The organism is Bradyrhizobium arachidis, from assembly GCF_024758505.1.
GTDB lineage: Bacteria > Pseudomonadota > Alphaproteobacteria > Rhizobiales > Xanthobacteraceae > Bradyrhizobium > Bradyrhizobium manausense_C.
In genome coordinates this window covers 6,418,056-6,434,570 of record NZ_CP077970.1, presented here as the reverse complement: position 1 = coordinate 6,434,570, position 16,515 = coordinate 6,418,056, and the positions used below count along the sequence as shown (strand labels likewise).

Genomic DNA, 16,515 nt, shown 5'->3' with positions numbered 1-16,515 from the left:
ATGGGAAGCGGTGTTCTGCTCAAAAAAGCTGCTGGAGCACCGCATCCGTGTCGATCTACGTCGCACTACACCACGTCACGCACTACACATACGACCGTCCGATCGATCTGGGCCCGCAGACCATCCGCCTGCGGCCGGCACCGCACACGCGCACGCCGATTTTGAGCTACTCGCTCAAGGTTACGCCGGCCAATCACTTCGTGAACTGGCAGCAGGATCCGCAGGGCAATTGGCTCGCGCGCTACGTCTTTCCGGAGAAGACGACCGAGCTGAAGATAGAGGTCGACTTCACGGCCCAGATGACCGTGATCAACCCGTTCGACTTCTTCGTCGAGCCCTATGCCGACAGCTTTCCGTTCGACTACACCAAGGACTTGAAGACCGAGCTCGCGCCCTATCTCGAAACGATCCAGCCCGGTCCAAAGTTCGCCGAGTATCTCGCCTCGATTCCGCGTGAGGCGACCAACACCGTCAACTTCCTCGTCGAGCTGAACCGGGAGCTGCGGACGCGCGTCCGCTACATCATCCGGATGGAGCCGGGGGTGCAGACTCCGGAGGAGACGCTGTCCTCAGGTGCGGGATCTTGCCGAGATTCAGCTTGGCTCCTGATCCAGACGCTGCGTCATCTCGGCCTCGCGGCGCGCTTCGTCTCCGGCTATCTCGTCCAGATCCGCCCCGATATCGATCCGATCGAGGGGCCGCCCGAGGTCGAGAACGATTTTACCGATTTGCATGCCTGGGCCGAAGTCTATCTGCCCGGCGCCGGCTGGATCGGTTTCGACGCGACCTCCGGCATGCTTGCGGGCGAGGGGCACATCCCCGTCGCCGCTACGCCGCACTACCGTTCGGCGGCACCGATCTCCGGCAGCGCCGGTTTTGCCGAGGTCGAGTTCGCCTTCGACATGAGCGTCAGGCGTATCCGCGAGGCGCCGCGCATCACAAAGCCGTTCTCCGACGAGGCCTGGACGCGGCTCAACGATCTCGGCGAGCAGGTCGACGGCGATCTCACCAGCCAGGACGTGCGCCTCACCATGGGCGGCGAGCCGACCTTCGTCTCCGTCGACGATCTGGAAGCGGGCGAGTGGAACACCGAAGCCGTCGGCCCGACCAAGCGTGCGCTGGCTGACGATCTGATCCGCCGCCTGCGCACGCGCTTCGCGCCCGGCGGTCTGCTGCACTACGGCCAGGGCAAATGGTATCCCGGCGAGAGCCTGCCGCGCTGGGCCTTTGGGCTCTACTGGCGCAAGGACGGCGTGCCGATCTGGAAGAACGCCGACCTCATCGCGAAGATCGCCCATCCGCGACCCCTGCAGGTCAAGGACGCCGCGGCCTTCATGGAAGGCACCGCGGCGCGGCTCGGGCTCGATCCCGGCTACATCATGCCGGCCTATGAGGATCCCGCCTATTGGTTGCAGAAGGAGGGTGAACTCCCCGTCAACGTCGATCCATCCGATTCCAAACTGTCCGACCCTGAGGAGCGGGCGCGCATGGCGCGCGTGTTCGACAAGGGGCTCGGCACGCCGCGCGGCTTCGTGATGCCGGTGCAGCGCTGGAATGCGGAAGCGCCGCGCTGGCGCAGCGAGCGCTGGAGTCTGCGGCGCAGTCATCTGTTCCTGACGCCGGGCGATTCCCCGCTCGGGCTGCGGCTGCCGATCGGCTCGCTCGATTATGTGCCGCCGAGCAGCTACCCCTACATCCACGAGCAGGATCCGACGGAGGCGCGCAAGCGGTTGCCGGTGTTCAGCCTGAAAGCGCGTCCGGCATCGCCGCCGCGGCTCGCGCCCGACCATCTCAACACCTCGATTCCCGTGCGTACCGCGATGGCGGTCGAGGTCCGCGACGGCGTGGTCTGCGCCTTCATGCCGCCGGTCGAGCGGATCGAGGATTATCTCGAGCTGGTCGCCGCGCTGGAGGCGACCGCCGAGGAGCTGCAGCTTCCGGTCCATGTCGAAGGCTATCCGCCGCCGTTCGATCCGCGCATCGACGTCATCAAGGTGACGCCCGATCCCGGCGTGATCGAGATCAACATCCAGCCGGCTAAGAGCTGGCGCGACGCCGTCGACATCACCTTCGGCCTCTACGAGGACGCGGCAAAAGTGCGCCTCGGCGCCAACCGCTTCCTGATCGATGGTCGCCACACCGGCACCGGCGGCGGCAATCATGTCGTGGTCGGAGGCTCGAGCCCGCCGGACTCACCGTTCCTGCGCCGGCCCGATCTGTTGAAGAGCCTCGTGCTGTATTGGCAGCGGCATCCGTCGCTGTCCTATTTCTTCTCCGGCCTCTTCATCGGGCCGACCAGCCAGGCGCCGCGCATCGACGAGGCGCGTCACGACAGCATCTACGAGCTCGAGGTCGCGCTGTCGCATGTGCCGCCGCCGGGTTACCAGGCGCCGCTCTGGCTGGTGGATCGCCTGTTCCGCCATCTCCTGGTCGACATCACCGGCAACACCCACCGCGCCGAGATCTGCATCGACAAGCTCTATTCGCCTGACAGCCCGACTGGGCGGCTTGGTCTCGTCGAATTCCGCGCGCTCGAAATGCCGCCCGATCCGCGCATGTCGCTGGCGCAGCAGCTTCTGATCCGCGCCCTGATCGCGAAGCTGTGGCGCGAACCGCAAGCCGGCAAGTTCGTGCGTTGGGGCACGGCGCTGCACGATCGCTTCATGCTGCCTCACTTCATCTGGGAAGACTTCGTTGACGTGCTTTCTGAGTTGAAGCAATCCGGCTATCCCTTTGAGCCGGAATGGTATCTCGCCCAGCTCGAATTTCGTTTCCCTGCCTTCGGCCGCGTCCACCATGGCGGCGTGACGCTGGAATTGCGCCAGGCGCTGGAGCCCTGGCATGTGCTCGGCGAGGAGGGCTCAGCCGGTGGCACCGTTCGTTATGTTGATAGCTCCGTCGAGCGACTTCAGGTGAAAGCTGAAGGCTTCATCGAAGGCCGCCATGTGGTGACCTGCAATGGCCGCCGCCTGCCGATGACCCCGACCGGCCGCTCGGCCGAGGCGGTGGCCGGCGTCCGCTTCAAGGCCTGGCAGCCGGCCTCCGGCCTGCACCCGACCATTCCCGTCCACGCACCGCTGACCTTCGACCTCATCGACACCTGGAACGGCCGCTCGCTGGGCGGCTGCGTCTATCACGTCGCCCATCCCGGCGGGCGCAACTACGACACCAAGCCGGTCAACACCTACGAGGCCGAGGCGCGGCGGCTGGCGCGCTTCCAGGACCACGGCCATACGCCGGGCCCGGTCCAGCCGCCGCCGGAGGAACGCACAATTGAGTTTCCGCTGACCCTCGACTTGCGAACGCCGCTCCTGCATTGAGTATAGGGATGGGGGCAAGGAGAGGCGGATGGGCGAAGGCGCAACCGAGGGGGCTGGTCAGACGGGCAGGGCGCGCCTCGGCCAGCGTCGTGTGGCGCAATGGATTCGCGACTATAGCCGGCTGCCCGGCATCCCCGATGAATTCCTCGGCCCAGACGGGGCTCCCCGCGCGGTCTGGAATCGCTTCTTCGACGCGTTCGGGGCGCTTGCACCTGATGAGATCGAGCGCCGTTTCGCGATGGCCGACCGGCATTTGCGCGAGGCCGGCGTCACCTACCGGGCGCCCGGCGATAGCGCCGACCGGCCCTGGTCGCTCAGCCACCTGCCGCTCCTGATCGACGAAGCCGACTGGCAGCAGCTTTCCGCCGGCATCATGCAGCGCGCCGAACTGCTCGAACTCGTGCTGCGCGACATCTATGGCGAGGGGCGGCTTGTCGCCGAAGGCGCGCTTCCGGCCGCCGCAATCGCCGGCAGTCCGGAATATCTGCGTCCCGTTTGCGGCGTCCCGCCGCCGGGTGGACGCTACCTGTCGATCTACGCCGCCGACGTCGGCCGCGGCCCTGACGGGCGCTGGTGGGTGCTCGGCGATCGCACGCAGGCGCCATCAGGCGCGGGCTATGCGCTGGAGAATCGCCTGGTTCTGTCGCGCGCCTTCGCCGATCTCTACAAGTCGATGAACGTTCCGCGCGTCGCGCCGTTCTTCGAGGCTTTTCGCGACAGCCTTCGCGCCAGCGCCGATCGCGACGAGCCGCGCATCGGCGTGCTCACGCCCGGCAGCTTCAGCGAGACCTATTTCGAGCATGCCACGCTCGCCCGCTATCTCGGCTTCCTCCTGGTCGAGGGCGACGATCTCGCCGTCAGCGACGACCGCCTCCACATCCGCACCGTCGCCGGCTTGAAACGGCTCGACGTGCTGCTGCGCCGCGTCGATTCCAACTTTCTCGATCCGCTGGAGCTCGATGCCTCCTCGCGGCTGGGCGTGCCCGGCCTGATCGACGTGCTGCGCAAGGACGGCGTCGTGGTCGCCAACATGCCGGGCTCCGGCGTGCTGGAGGCACGGGCATTGCTCGGCTTCCTGCCGGCGCTCAGCCGCCGCCTGCTCGGCGAGGAGCTGAAGATGCCGCATATCGCAACCTGGTGGTGCGGCCAGAAGTCGGCGCGCGACGAGGTGCTGTCGCGGCTCGATGAGGTCGCGATCGAAGGGGCCTATAACCGTTTCGTGCCGGGCTTTCCCAGCAACGGGCCCGTGCTTGCGAGCGAGCTCGATGCGCCGGAGCGCCAGCGCCTGATCGACGCGATCAGCGACCGCGGTCTCGACTATGTCGGCCAGGAGGTGGTGCGTCTTTCGACCATGCCGGTGTGGGAGCGGGGTCAGATCACGCCACGTCCTTTCGTGCTGCGCGTGTTCGCGGCCGCTACCCCCGATGGCTGGGCCATCATGCCCGGCGGCTTCTGCCGGATCGCCGAGCAGCCCGATGCCCGCGCCGTGTCGATGGGGGACGGCGCGCGCGCCGCCGACGTCTGGGTCGTCTCCAACAAGCAGGTCTCGACGGCGACCCTGCTGCCGGCGACGGACAAGGTGCGCATCCGTCGCGTCGCCGGCGTGCTGCCGAGCCGCGCCGCCGACAATCTGTTCTGGCTCGGCCGCTATCTCGAACGCGCCGAGGCCACGCTGCGGCTGGTACGGGCTTTGGGCTCGCCGAGCGGGCCCAACAAAGGCACCTCGGCTACCGTGCAGTCGGCCGAGCGAATTCAGCGCCTGCTGGTGGCCTGGGGCGCGATCTCGCAGGCCTCGCGCGCGGCGCCAGCGCGCATCACGGCCGAGGCGTTGCAGAGCGCGGAGCGCTTCGGCTCGGCGCTGTCGCTGGTGCGCGCGGCGCAGCGCACCGCGACCTCCTTGCGCGAGCGGCTGTCGCCGGATGCCTGGCAGGTCATCACCGAGATGACCGAGCGACTCGCCTATGAGGTCGAGGACGACGACTCGATCTTGAGCGCCGCCGAGCTGACGCTCCAGGAGCTTGCGAGCTTCGCCGGCCTTGCGCAGGAGAACATGAACCGCGCCGCCGGCTGGCGCTTCCTCGACATCGGCCGCCGCGTCGAGCGTGCCATCAACACGACGCGCTTCGCGCGGCAATTCGCCTATGACGAGGCCGGCGACGAGGATCTCGATATTTTGCTGACGCTGGTCGATTGCCAGATCACCTATCGCTCGCGCTATCTCTTGGCGCCCGTGCTGGCGCCGGTGCGCGACCTCGCCGTGCTCGATACCTACAATCCGCGCTCGGTCGCCTTCCAGGTCGCCACGCTGAACGAGCATATCGCCGCGCTGCCGAGCCTGAAGGAATACGGCATGATCGAGCGGCCGCAGCGCCTCGCAGTCGCGGTGCAGGCCATGCTTGCGACCGCCGAGGCTGAAAAACTCGAGGTCAAGACGCTGTTTGCGCTGGAGCAGGATCTGCTCAGCCTCGCCGACGCGATCGGATCACACTATTTCCCGCATGGCCCCAACGCCAGCCGGCCGGAAAAGCTGACGGGGCTGGCGTGATCTACGACATCCGCCACGTCACGACTTATTCCTATGAATCTCCGGTCAGCTTCGCTCGCTGCACGCTGCGGCTGGAGCCGAAGAGCGGCGACGGGCAGGAGCTGATCTCGCACAGCGTCGAGATCCGGCCGCGGCCGGCGGACCGCACTGCGCGACGTGACTTCTTCGGCACATTGACCGAGAGCGTCGTGATCGAGGTCGCACACCGGAATTTGCGGATCGACTCCCGCTCGCGCGTGTCGGTGTCGCGGCAGCCGCCGGCGCGCGATGCTTTTAGCCCGCCTTGGGAGGGCATCCGCGACATCGCCTTCGAGGCAACCAGCCTCGGGCCGTCCTCGCCGGTCGGTTACGTCTTTGCGAGCCCGCTGGTGCCGGTGCTGCGCGCGGTGAGCGCTTACGCGGCGTCGAGCTTTGCGCCCGGGGTGGGCATCCTCGCCGGCGCCATCGACCTGATGCACCGCATCCGCACCGAATTCCGCTACGACCCGAAGGCCACGGTGATCTCGACGCCGCTGAAGGAGGTCTTCGACAACCGCCACGGCGTCTGCCAGGATTTTGCCCATGTGATGATCGCAGGCCTGCGCGGGCTCGGGCTGCCCGCGGCCTATGTCAGCGGTTACTTGCGCACCATCCCGCCGCCCGGCCAGCCGCGCCTGCAGGGCGCCGACGCCACCCATGCCTGGGTGTCGCTGTGGTGCGGCGCCGAGCTCGGCTGGGTCGGGCTCGACCCGACCAACGACCTGCTGGTCGCCAACGATCACATCGTGCTCGCGGTCGGCCGCGATTTTTCCGACGTCTCGCCGGTTGACGGCATCATCGTCGGCTCGCCGAAGCAGAAGCTCGGCGTCGCAGTGGACGTGTTGCTGGTGGAGTAGGGGGGCGCGCGCTTTAGGGTGCGCTTGTCCGCGACGACACGGGGGACCTTACCCGATCCTGTTCAGCGAATTCCGGATCGTCGTAAAGATCCCGCCGATATCCTTCCGCAGCGCCTCGAGCGTGCCGAAGTTCTCAAAGATCTGCGCAAGCCGCCCCTCGATCTCGCGCTTGCTCACGGACAGCGCTTCCACGCGGGTGCTGAGAGCCGCCTCGCCATGCTGCTCGATTTCGCTGACGGTCCTGGCAAGGAGATCGCGGATGCGATGCACCTCCGCGATCAGGGCTTCGATGCCGAACACCGGCGCCTGTAGCGGCACGAGGTCGGACTGCGATTTCGACAGCTCGTCCTTGAAGCCGTTTAGCGTCCCGAGCGTGTCCTGCAGCGTCCGCAGGCGTATGCGGGACTGGACGACGAAATCGTTCAGCGCGTTCTGCCGGTCGACAAGGCTCTTGCCGTTGGCGTCGGTCTCGACCTCGGAAAGCGCGCGATGCAGATGCGCCTGGCGCTCGCGTAGCTCTTCGAAATCCATGCGGATCGCGTTGAGAATATTGTGATTGTCCTCGACGCGCGCGACCCGCTGCTCGATCTCGAGCTTGCCCCTGGAAAGCGCTTCTACCCGCGAGCTCAGCGCGTCGTCGCCGGTCGATTCCAGCTCGTCGAGGACTTTTGCAAGCGCATCGCGGTTGAGGCGAAGCTCGCCGATCAGGGTGTTGATGCCGGCCTCGGGCGCCCGTAAGGGTACGAGCTCGGCGTGCGACTTGACGAACTCTTCCTTGAAGCGGTTGAGCGTCGTGAAGGAGTCCTGCACGGAGCCAACCCGCGCCAGCAGCCCCGAGGCGTCGCGGTCCAGCTCCTTCAGGCGATCGGCGAGATTGGCCTTCCTGTCGTCGGTCTCGATATCCGTCAGCGCCCGCTCGATCTGATGCTGCCGGTCCTTGATCTCGGTGAAAACAGGCTCGATCGCGCGCCGCTCTGCGGCAACCCTGCCGACCATCTCGCGCAGGCTCTGCTGGCGGCGGCGGATTTCCGCGAGCTGGTCGTGCATGTCGGTGGACTGGTTGCGGCTCTGCTGCAGAACGGCTCGCTGCTCGATCTCGGACAGCTTCTTTTCCAGTGACGAGACCGCTTCCCGCGGATCGCTCTCGATCAGATGCTGGACGGTCGCATCGAGGTGGTTCTGTAGCGCGTGCGCCACCACGACGTCTTCGCGGGTATTCCTAAGACGGTCGCGCAGCGTCTTCAGGCTCTTGTCCTGGCGTGAGAGCCGGTAGGCCTGGAGGATGCTCGCCCCGATCAGCAGCAGGGCCATGACCAGGAGGCCGCCGAGCGCATAGCGCTGCGCCAGGGGGAGCGCGGAGACGGATGCCGAAAGATGCGCAAAATCGTAACCGAAGGCCTGCTGCGCGAAGACCCCGATCACCACCAGAAGGCCTAACCAAACCAGCACGAAGATTAGCCACATCGTGAATTCCTCACTTCGGCACCATCTTTCGTTGCTATTTGGGAACCCGCCCAAGATCAAGTTTCTCGCGCTTGGCTACACCCTGCATGGTTAGCGGCCGGGCTGCCGCGGTTGTCTGCCCGGGACGACGGCGCTTACCGCACCGCACCGGCGAGGCGCCTAAGACCGCGTGGACAAGCGAGTGACCGCGGCGGGCGATCTGCTCGGGCCGAGGCTGGGCTGTCCCTTACGTTGACCAAGGAGAAGCTCGGGACAATCCCGCGTCCGTGGATGCAGCAAATGGAGCGGACGACCAATTTGGTCGATCCGTCACTGACAGCAATGTCATTTTACCCCGCGAAGTCTGACGGGTTTGCGCGACGGCGTGTAGCGGCTATGCTTCTCGTGGTCTGCCGGAGCTGCAACATACTTCCGTATCTTCCCGGTTGCGAGACCCGGAGGTTTGGTCAGCCGCCCGAAGATGCGCTATGCTGCCCGAGGGCGAAAAAGAAACGAGACGGCAGGAGTTGGCGGGACGCCACCGACAGCGGGGCTGCATCCATGATGACGTTACCGAGACTGGCGGCCGAGTCCTTGGAGAAGTTGCTGGGCTCGTTCATGCGCCGCCGATACGACGAGTCCTTCGCAAAGGTTCTGGAGAGCGCGACGCGCACGACGATGGAGTGCATCGGCAACAGCGATGCGCTTTACCACAATTTCGAGCACACGATGCTGGTGACGCTCGCGGGCCTGGCGATTCTCCAAGGCCGCCATCTCCACGCGCACCTGTCAGGGGACGATTACACGCATATCCTGATCGCCTGTCTCGCCCACGACATCGGCTATGTGCGCGGTCTGTTCAAGGAGGATGATGAAGACGGTTTTCTGATCGATGAGTCCGGCGCCAAGACATCGTTGCCGCGCGGCGCCTCGGATGCCGGTCTGATGATGTACCACGTCGACCGCTCCAAGCTTTATGTGATGCAGCGGCTGGCGCCGATACCCGGTGTTGACCCCGAGCGTATTGCGCGGGCCATCGAAGGCACGCGGTTTCCGGCGCGCGAAGGCCAGGATTATGACGAGGATGCCTCGATCCTGCGCGCGGCGGATTTCATCGGCCAACTCGGCGATCCCAACTATCTGCGCAAGGCCAATGCGCTCTATTACGAGTTCGAGGAAGTCGGCATGAACCGCCAGCTCGGCTACGACTCGCCCGCCGACATCGTGAATCGCTATCCGCAATTCTATTGGGACAGCGTCGCGCCGCACATCCAGACCGAGATCGGCTATCTCAACAAGACCGAGATCGGCCGGCAGTGGATCGCCAACCTCTACAGCAACGTGTTCCGCGCCGAGCGCGACATCTCGCTGTCCGGGCCGCAGCGGTAATCTCACGGTAATCTTGGGGATCGGCACGTTCATGCAAGCGAAGTCCGTGACGACCGCCGTCCTCGACATCGCCTATCGCGAATACGGTCCGTCTGACGGCTGGCCCTGTATCCTCGGCCATGGTTTTCCCTACGACGTCCATGCCTACACTGAGACCGCGCCGATCATCGCACAGGCCGGCGCGCGGGTGCTGGTACCGTGGCTGCGCGGCTACGGGCCGACGCGGTTTCGTTTCCCCTCGACGCTGCGCTCCGGCGAGCAGGCGGCGCTCGGGGCCGACCTGCTGGCCTTCATGGATGCGCTCGGAATCGAGCGCGCGCTGGTCGGCGGCTACGACTGGGGCGGCCGCGCGGCCTGTATCGTCTCGGCGCTCCATCCGGAGCGCGTGGTCGGGCTCGTCTCCGGCAATTCCTACAACATCCAGAACATCGCACGCTCGATGGAGCCAGCCTCGCCGCCGGAAGAGGCCGCGCTCTGGTATCAATATCTCTTTCACAACGAACGCGGCCGCCGTGCGCTCGAGCGCAACCGGGCCGGCTTTGCCCGCCAGCTCTGGACGATGTGGTCGCCGACATGGGCATTTGACGAGGCGACCTTCGCGCGCAGTGCGGGTTCCTTCGACAATCCGGATTTCGTCGATGTCGTGATCCACTCCTACCGGCATCGCTACGCGCTGGTCGAGGGCGACCCCGCTTACGCTGGCCTCGAGCAGCGGCTCGCCGCGCAGCCCCCGATCCGCGTGCCGACGATTGCGATCGACGGCGATTCCGACGGCGTCAATCCAGGCACCGCCCATCACATCAGCAAGTTCGAGAACTTCTTCGAACGGCGCGTCTTCCCGGATGCCGGTCACAATTTGCCGCAGGAGCGGCCTGCCGAATGGGCGCAGGCCGTGCTCGATCTGCGGAAGGTCGCGGCGGGCTAGTCTTTCTCGTTTCTTCCGAGAATTTTTGGGAACCTTTTGCTGTCGGCGCCGTCCAACCCTCGAGTAACCGGGCGACATGCCGTTGCGTCCGGTCCAAGGGGAGACGACAATATGAGCCAACACGCGCGAAGGCTGGAACGCGTTGCTATCGCCCAGGCGCCGACCGACCGGCCGGAGCAGGCGGAGGTCGAGGAAGCCGTTCGGACCATGATCCGCTGGGCGGGCGATGATCCCGCGCGCGATGGCCTGCGCGAAACGCCCGATCGGGTGGCGCGCGCCTTTCGCGAGTATTTTGCCGGCTATGCCCAGGACCCGGTCGAGATTTTGCAAAAGACCTTTGAGGAGATCGAGGGCTACGACGAGATGATCGTGCTGCGCGGCGTCCGCTTCGAGAGCCATTGCGAGCACCACATCGCGCCGATCGTCGGGCGCGCCTGGGTCGCCTACATTCCGCAAGGGCGGGTGGTTGGCATCTCCAAGCTTGCTCGCGTCGTCGATATCTACGCCAGGCGACTTCAGATCCAGGAGAAGATGACGGCGCAGATCGCCAATACCATCAACGACGTGCTCCAGCCTGAAGGCGTCGGCGTCATCATCAAGGCGACGCATCACTGCATGACCACGCGCGGCGCGCACAAGCCGGGCACCGATCTCGTGACCAGCCGCATGCTCGGCGTATTCCGTGACAACGCGCTGACGCGCCAGGAGCTGCTGGGACTGGCCAATTCGGACGACTGATACACTTCGCTCAAAGGAGACGCGCCATGACCGATGAGAAGAAGCCGAGCGGGCCGGATCTCACCAAGGGCGTAGCGCTCACCGACTTCAGGGATGGCAAGCTCGTCGGCCATGTCGGGGACGACGATGTGTTGCTGCTGCAGACCGGCCCGGACGTCGTGGCGATCGACGCCTATTGCAGCCACTACCACGGCCCGCTGGCCGAGGGGCTGGTGGTTGGCGACACCGTTCGTTGTCCCTGGCATCACGCCTGCTTCTCGCTTCGGACCGGCGAAGCGCTTGGGCCACCGGCGCTCAGCGCGCTGTCGGCCTGGAAGGTCGAGCGCGAGAGCGACAAAATAGTCGTCCGGGCCAAGCGAGAAGCGCCCGCGCAGGCCGCGCCGCATCTGACAGCGCCGACGCCGGATCGTTTTGTGATCGTCGGCGGCGGCGCGGCCGGGTTTGCCGCGGCCGACATGCTCCGCCGCGAAAAATTTGCCGGCGCGATCACCATGATCTCCAGCGACGGTGCCATGCCCGTCGACCGGCCCAATCTGTCCAAGGATTACCTTGCCGGCAATGCGCCGGAGGATTGGCTGCCGCTGCGGCCGGAGGCCTACTATCAGGATTTTGGCATCGACCTTCGGCTCGACACGTCAGTTGCCGCGATCGATCCCCGTGAGCGGAGCGTGACGCTCGGGAACGGCGACCGGTTGCCGTTCGACCGGCTGCTGCTGGCGACGGGTGCGGAGCCGGTCAAATTGCAGATTGCGGGTGCGGATCAGCCGCACGTCCACACCCTGCGGTCGGTGGCCGACAGCCGGGCCATCATTGCCGCGGCAGCGAATGCGAAGCGCGCGCTGGTGATCGGCGCGAGCTTCATCGGCCTCGAAGTCGCCGCCTCCTTGCGGGCGCGCAAGATCGAGGTTCATGTCGTGGCCCCGGAAGAGCGGCCGATGGAAAAAATCCTCGGGCGCGAGATGGGCGATTTCGTCCGTGCGCTGCACCAGGAGAACGGCGTCAACTTCCATCTCAAGGACACCGTCGAGAAGCTCGACGGCAGGCGGGCGCAGCTCAAGAGCGGTGGCGTGATCGAAGCCGACCTCGTCGTCGTCGGGATTGGTGTCAAGCCGCGCCTGTCCCTGGCCGAGCAGGCCGGGCTTGCGATCGACCGCGGGGTGAGCGTCGATGCCACTCTCGAAACCAGTGTATCAGGCATTTTTGCGGCCGGCGATATCGCGCGCTGGCCCGATCCGCATTCGGGCGCAAACATCCGCGTCGAGCACTGGGTCGTCGCCGAGCGGCAGGGCCAGACGGCGGCGCGCAACATGCTGGGCCGGGGCGAGCGTTATGATGCCGTGCCGTTCTTCTGGAGCCAGCATTACGACGTCCCCATCAACTATGTCGGCCATGCCGAGAGCTGGGACGACATCCAGATCGACGGCAGCATCCCCGGAAAAGACTGCCTGCTGAAGTACCTCAAGGGCGGTCGCGTGCTCGCGGTCGCCTCGATCTATCGCGACCTCGAAAATCTCAGGGCGGAGCTCGCGATGGAGCGTTCGCGCGCCTGAGGCGCCTCATTTGACTTGATTTGCGTCAATGTTGGCCTCCGCAGGGCTGCTCTGCTGGCTGTCGTCCCGGTGCGACCCGTGCTATCCTGGCGTGTGTCCCCGGGCTTCGCATGCAGGAGTACCCGCCATGACAACCGCTTCGGATACGTCTCAAACTCCTAGCTTGGGCTCCACCATCGCGCCGTTGCGCGCCAAATGGGGCTGGATCGTTGCGCTTGGCGTCGTCTACGTCATCGCCGGTTTCGTCGCGCTCGGCAGCGTCGTGATGGCGACGGTGGCGAGCGTGATCGTGGTCGGCGCCATGATGATCGTGGCCGGCGTCACCGAGGTGATCGGTGCATTCCAGGTGAAGAGCTGGGGCAAATTCCTGATCTGGGCCCTGCTCGGCGTGCTCTACATCATCGCCGGCTTCCTGACCTTCGGGAATCCGCTGTTCGCCGCCGTGCTGCTGACCTTGTTCCTGGGCGCTTCGCTGATCGCATCCGGCGTCGTCAGGCTGTTTCTCGCCTTCAGCATGAAGCGCGAGAGCCCCTGGATCTGGGTCGCGCTCTCGGCCGTGATCACGCTGCTGCTCGGCGTGTTGATCCTGGCGCGCTGGCCGATCAACAGCGTCTATATCCTCGGCGTGTTCCTCGGCATCGACCTGATCTTTGCGGGAGCCGGCTGGATCAGCCTCGGCTTCGGCCTGCGGCGCAACCGATAGGCGCGGGGCTGCTGCGGATCGCTGTCGGCCCGCCGGATCTCCGTGCGGGCAAGAGCGTTTTCGAGCGAAGTGGATACCGGTTCGCGTCAAGAAAACGCGTCAAAACAAGAATCGAGAGCCCCGTTCCGATTCCATCGGAAAAGGGCTCGAGGGGAGATCGTCATGCGTTGGGTCTATCTCGCCATCATCATCGTGTTCGCCGTCGCAATTGTCGTCTTCGCCATGCAAAATCTCGAGACGGTGACGATGTCCTTCTTCAGGGTGAATATCAGCATGCCGCTCGCGGTGCAGACGATCATCGTCTATCTGCTGGGTGCGGTGACCGGCGGCAGCCTGTTCGCGCTGCTGCGACGCTCGTATGAAGGCACCAAGCGAAGCCTCGCCTGAGCCGGCATTCCGTCAGCAACTCGACGCAAGACGGTCCCGTCGATCTCCGCTGATCTGACATGCTGACACAAAACGCCGTGCGGCGACGCGAACGCGTCGCGCGAGCCGATAATTCATTGGGAGGAACGATGAAAGCCGTCAAGGCCCTTGCCGCAGCGATCGCGACTGCGTGGCTGTCGACCGCCGTCTCCGCACAGACCTACGGTCCCGGCGTCACCGACACCGAGATCAAGATCGGCAACACCATGCCCTATAGCGGGCCGGCGTCTCCGCTCAGCATCACCGGCAAGGTCATCGCGGCCTATTTCGACGAGGTCAACGAGAAGGGCGGCGTCAACGGCCGCAAGCTCAATCTGATCTCGCTGGACGACGCCTTCTCGCCGCCCAAGACCATGGAGGCCGCGCGGCGCCTGGTCGAAGGCGAGGGCGTCGCCTTCATCTTCGCGACCATGGGCACGGCGCCGAGCTCGGCGATCGCAAAATACCTCAACAGCAACAAGGTGCCGCAGCTCTTTTTGATCAGCTCCGCATCGAAGTGGAACGACCCCGCCAACATGCCCTGGTCGATGGCGCTGCCCTGGGCGCCGAACTACACCAGCGAAGCCGCGATCGACGTCGCCTATGCACGCGCCAAGAATCCCAATGCGCGCTTCGCCGTGCTCTACCAGAACGACGACGCCGGCAAGGAATACTTACGCGGCGTGAAGGACGCGCTCGGTGCCGACGCCGACAAGGCGATCGCGATGGCCTCGAGCTTCGAGGTGGCCGATCCCACCGTCGACTCGCAGGTGCTGACGCTTGCCAACACCAAGGCCGACGTCTTCCTGATCTACTCGGTGACCCCGCGTGCCTGCGCGCAAGCCGTCCGCAAGGCGCATGAGGTCGGCTGGCAGCCACAGCGCTTCATTTCCTCAGGCTGCGCCAACAAGGCGACCGTGATGGTGCCGGCCGGCCTCGATGCCGGCAAGGGCGTGCTGTCGCTCGGCGCGCTAAAACCCTTCGTGGCCGAGCCGAAGGACGACGCCGGGATGACCACCTATGTCGAGTTCATGAAGAAGCGCCTGCCGAACGCCGACATCAACAACGTCGCCGGGCTCTATGGCTATACGATCGCGGAAGCGCTGGTCGTCGTGCTGAAGCAGTGCAAGGACAATCTGACGCGCGAGAACATCATGGCGCAGGCGGCGAACCTGAAGAACGTGCCGCTGTCGCTGCTGATGCCCGGCATCACGCTCAACACCACGCCGCAGGATTTCCGCCCGATCAAGGACGGCTATATGCTGCAATTCGATGGCAACGACTGGGTCGTCGCCTCTGAGCTTTTGCGCGGCACCTGAGGCGGGCGCGCTTCGTTCCAGCGAACGGGAGGCATCATGGACTTCAGCCATTCCGACCGTTCGCTTGAGCTGCAGGAGCGCGTTCGCCAGTTCATGCGGCAGCATGTCGAGCCGGTCGAGGAGCTCTATTACGAGCAGGTGAAGCCGGAGGCTGCGCGCTACAAGACGCCGCCGGTGCTGCAGGACCTGAAACGGCTCGCGCGCGAGCAGGGGCTCTGGAACCTGTTTTTGTCCGGCGAGCACGGTCCGGGGCTGAGCAATCTCGACTATGCGCCGGTGAAGGAGATCATGGGCCGCATCCTCTGGGCGCCCGAGGTTTTCAACTGCTCGGCGCCCGACGTCGGCAACATGGAGGTGCTCGCTAATTACGGCACGAAGGAGCAGCAGGAACGCTGGCTGCAGCCGCTGCTTGAGGGCCGCATCCGCTCGGGCTTCTCCATGACGGAGCCGCAGGTCGCCTCCAGCGATGCCACCAACATCCAGTGCGAGATCAAGCGCGACGGCGACAGCTACGTCATCAATGGCCGAAAGTGGTTCACCTCCGGCGCCATGAACGAGGATTGCGAGATCCTGATCGTGATGGGCAAGACCGCACCCGACCATCCCGACCGCCATCGCCAGCAGTCGATGATCCTGGTGCCGAAGGCGACGCCAGGTGTGCGCATCGTGCGCGACATGCTGACCTACGGCTATGACGACGCCCCGGTCGGCCATCCCGAGATCGTCTACGACAACGTCCGCGTATCAGCCGCCAACATGCTGCTCGGCGAAGGCCGTGGTTTCGAGATCGCGCAAGGCCGATTGGGGCCGGGCCGTATCCATCACTGCATGCGGCTGATCGGCTGCGCCCAGCGCGCGCTGGAGTTGATGTGCCAGCGCGCGACCTCGCGTGTCGCCTTCGGCAAGCCGCTCGCCGAGCAGGGCTCGGTGCGGGAGGACATCGCAAATTCCTTCTGCGAGATCACGCAGGCGCGGCTCCTCACGCTGCAGGCCGCCGACAAGATGGACCGCGAGGGCAACAAGGCGGCGCGCGATTTGATCGCGGCGGCCAAGATCGTGGTGCCCAGCATGGCCGCGCGGGTGATCGACCGCGCCATCCAGATCCACGGTGCCGCCGGCGTGTCACAGGACACGTTCCTGGCGCGGGCCTATGTCTACGCCCGCTTCATCCGCATCGGCGACGGGCCCGACCAGGTGCACCTCGCCGCCGTCGGCAAGGAGCTGATCAAGCGCGGCGGCGTGATGGCGGGGTAGGGCCGTCACTCTCCTTTGGGCTCGAGCTCACAGATGTGGGATGCCCGCC

The 16,515-nt window shown here is 65.5% G+C and carries 12 protein-coding genes; 11 read left to right on the top strand and 1 reads right to left on the bottom strand.

All coding sequences use genetic code 11. The features are described from left to right. Positions 1-47: 47 nt before the first annotated feature. From KUF59_RS29715 to KUF59_RS29705, 3 genes are read left to right on the top strand one after another with little or no spacing between them, the layout of a single operon-like run. Complete coding sequence (locus KUF59_RS29715; protein WP_258767284.1) at positions 48-3,320, top strand: transglutaminase family protein; 3,273 nt, start codon at positions 48-50, stop codon at positions 3,318-3,320. A 28-nt stretch (positions 3,321-3,348) separates the two neighbouring features. Then, positions 3,349-5,865 carry a circularly permuted type 2 ATP-grasp protein gene (locus KUF59_RS29710; RefSeq protein WP_258767283.1) on the top strand — a complete coding sequence of 839 codons (2,517 nt, stop codon included), beginning with the start codon at positions 3,349-3,351 and terminating at the stop codon, positions 5,863-5,865. Further along, positions 5,862-6,740 (top strand): transglutaminase family protein, encoded by an 879-nt coding sequence (locus KUF59_RS29705; RefSeq protein WP_258767282.1) that lies wholly within the window; start codon positions 5,862-5,864, stop codon positions 6,738-6,740. The genes KUF59_RS29710 and KUF59_RS29705 overlap by 4 nt, the downstream gene beginning before the upstream one ends. A 48-nt stretch (positions 6,741-6,788) precedes the next feature. On the opposite strand, the gene KUF59_RS29700 is transcribed toward KUF59_RS29705, so the two are convergent. Beyond that, positions 6,789-8,204 (bottom strand): hypothetical protein, encoded by a 1,416-nt coding sequence (locus tag KUF59_RS29700; protein ID WP_258767281.1) that lies wholly within the window; start codon positions 8,202-8,204, stop codon positions 6,789-6,791. Between the two features lie 540 nt (positions 8,205-8,744). Here KUF59_RS29700 and KUF59_RS29695 point away from each other — a divergent pair. From KUF59_RS29695 to KUF59_RS29660, 8 genes are all read left to right on the top strand, one after another. After that, positions 8,745-9,572: a metal-dependent phosphohydrolase gene (locus KUF59_RS29695; protein ID WP_212455741.1), complete on the top strand. Its 828-nt coding sequence runs from the start codon at positions 8,745-8,747 to the stop codon at positions 9,570-9,572. 31 nt (positions 9,573-9,603) lie between these two features. Then, a complete protein-coding gene (locus KUF59_RS29690; protein ID WP_258767280.1) occupies positions 9,604-10,497 on the top strand; it encodes an alpha/beta fold hydrolase in 894 nt (297 codons plus the stop codon). A 111-nt stretch (positions 10,498-10,608) separates the two neighbouring features. Next, positions 10,609-11,235 carry a GTP cyclohydrolase I FolE gene (folE, locus tag KUF59_RS29685; RefSeq protein WP_212455739.1) on the top strand — a complete coding sequence of 209 codons (627 nt, stop codon included), beginning with the start codon at positions 10,609-10,611 and terminating at the stop codon, positions 11,233-11,235. A gap of 26 nt (positions 11,236-11,261) precedes the next feature. Continuing rightward, positions 11,262-12,785, top strand: a complete 1,524-nt coding sequence (locus KUF59_RS29680; protein ID WP_258767279.1) for an FAD-dependent oxidoreductase — start codon at positions 11,262-11,264, stop codon at positions 12,783-12,785. A 127-nt stretch (positions 12,786-12,912) separates the two neighbouring features. Next, complete coding sequence (locus KUF59_RS29675; RefSeq protein WP_212455737.1) at positions 12,913-13,488, top strand: HdeD family acid-resistance protein; 576 nt, start codon at positions 12,913-12,915, stop codon at positions 13,486-13,488. Between the two features lie 162 nt (positions 13,489-13,650). Next, entirely contained in the window at positions 13,651-13,875 is a 225-nt protein-coding gene (locus KUF59_RS29670) for a LapA family protein (RefSeq protein ID WP_212455736.1), read from the top strand. A gap of 128 nt (positions 13,876-14,003) precedes the next feature. Continuing rightward, positions 14,004-15,212, top strand: coding sequence for an ABC transporter substrate-binding protein (locus tag KUF59_RS29665; protein WP_212455735.1), 1,209 nt, complete (start codon positions 14,004-14,006; stop codon positions 15,210-15,212). 36 nt (positions 15,213-15,248) lie between these two features. Next, on the top strand, positions 15,249-16,466 hold the full coding sequence (locus KUF59_RS29660; protein WP_258767278.1) for an acyl-CoA dehydrogenase family protein: 1,218 nt from the start codon (positions 15,249-15,251) through the stop codon (positions 16,464-16,466). The last annotated feature ends 49 nt before the right edge of the window (positions 16,467-16,515 follow it).

Excerpts from the sequence above, each read along its gene's own strand:
- KUF59_RS29710 (WP_258767283.1), top strand. The coding sequence starts at position 3,349 with ATGGGCGAAGGCGCAACCGAGGGGGCTGGTCAGACGGGCAGGGCGCGC.
- KUF59_RS29700 (WP_258767281.1), bottom strand. The coding sequence starts at position 8,204 with ATGTGGCTAATCTTCGTGCTGGTTTGGTTAGGCCTTCTGGTGGTGATC.
- KUF59_RS29695 (WP_212455741.1), top strand. The coding sequence starts at position 8,745 with ATGATGACGTTACCGAGACTGGCGGCCGAGTCCTTGGAGAAGTTGCTG.
- KUF59_RS29690 (WP_258767280.1), top strand. The coding sequence starts at position 9,604 with ATGCAAGCGAAGTCCGTGACGACCGCCGTCCTCGACATCGCCTATCGC.
- folE (WP_212455739.1), top strand. The coding sequence starts at position 10,609 with ATGAGCCAACACGCGCGAAGGCTGGAACGCGTTGCTATCGCCCAGGCG.
- KUF59_RS29680 (WP_258767279.1), top strand. The coding sequence starts at position 11,262 with ATGACCGATGAGAAGAAGCCGAGCGGGCCGGATCTCACCAAGGGCGTA.
- KUF59_RS29675 (WP_212455737.1), top strand. The coding sequence starts at position 12,913 with ATGACAACCGCTTCGGATACGTCTCAAACTCCTAGCTTGGGCTCCACC.
- KUF59_RS29670 (WP_212455736.1), top strand. The coding sequence starts at position 13,651 with ATGCGTTGGGTCTATCTCGCCATCATCATCGTGTTCGCCGTCGCAATT.
- KUF59_RS29665 (WP_212455735.1), top strand. The coding sequence starts at position 14,004 with ATGAAAGCCGTCAAGGCCCTTGCCGCAGCGATCGCGACTGCGTGGCTG.
- KUF59_RS29660 (WP_258767278.1), top strand. The coding sequence starts at position 15,249 with ATGGACTTCAGCCATTCCGACCGTTCGCTTGAGCTGCAGGAGCGCGTT.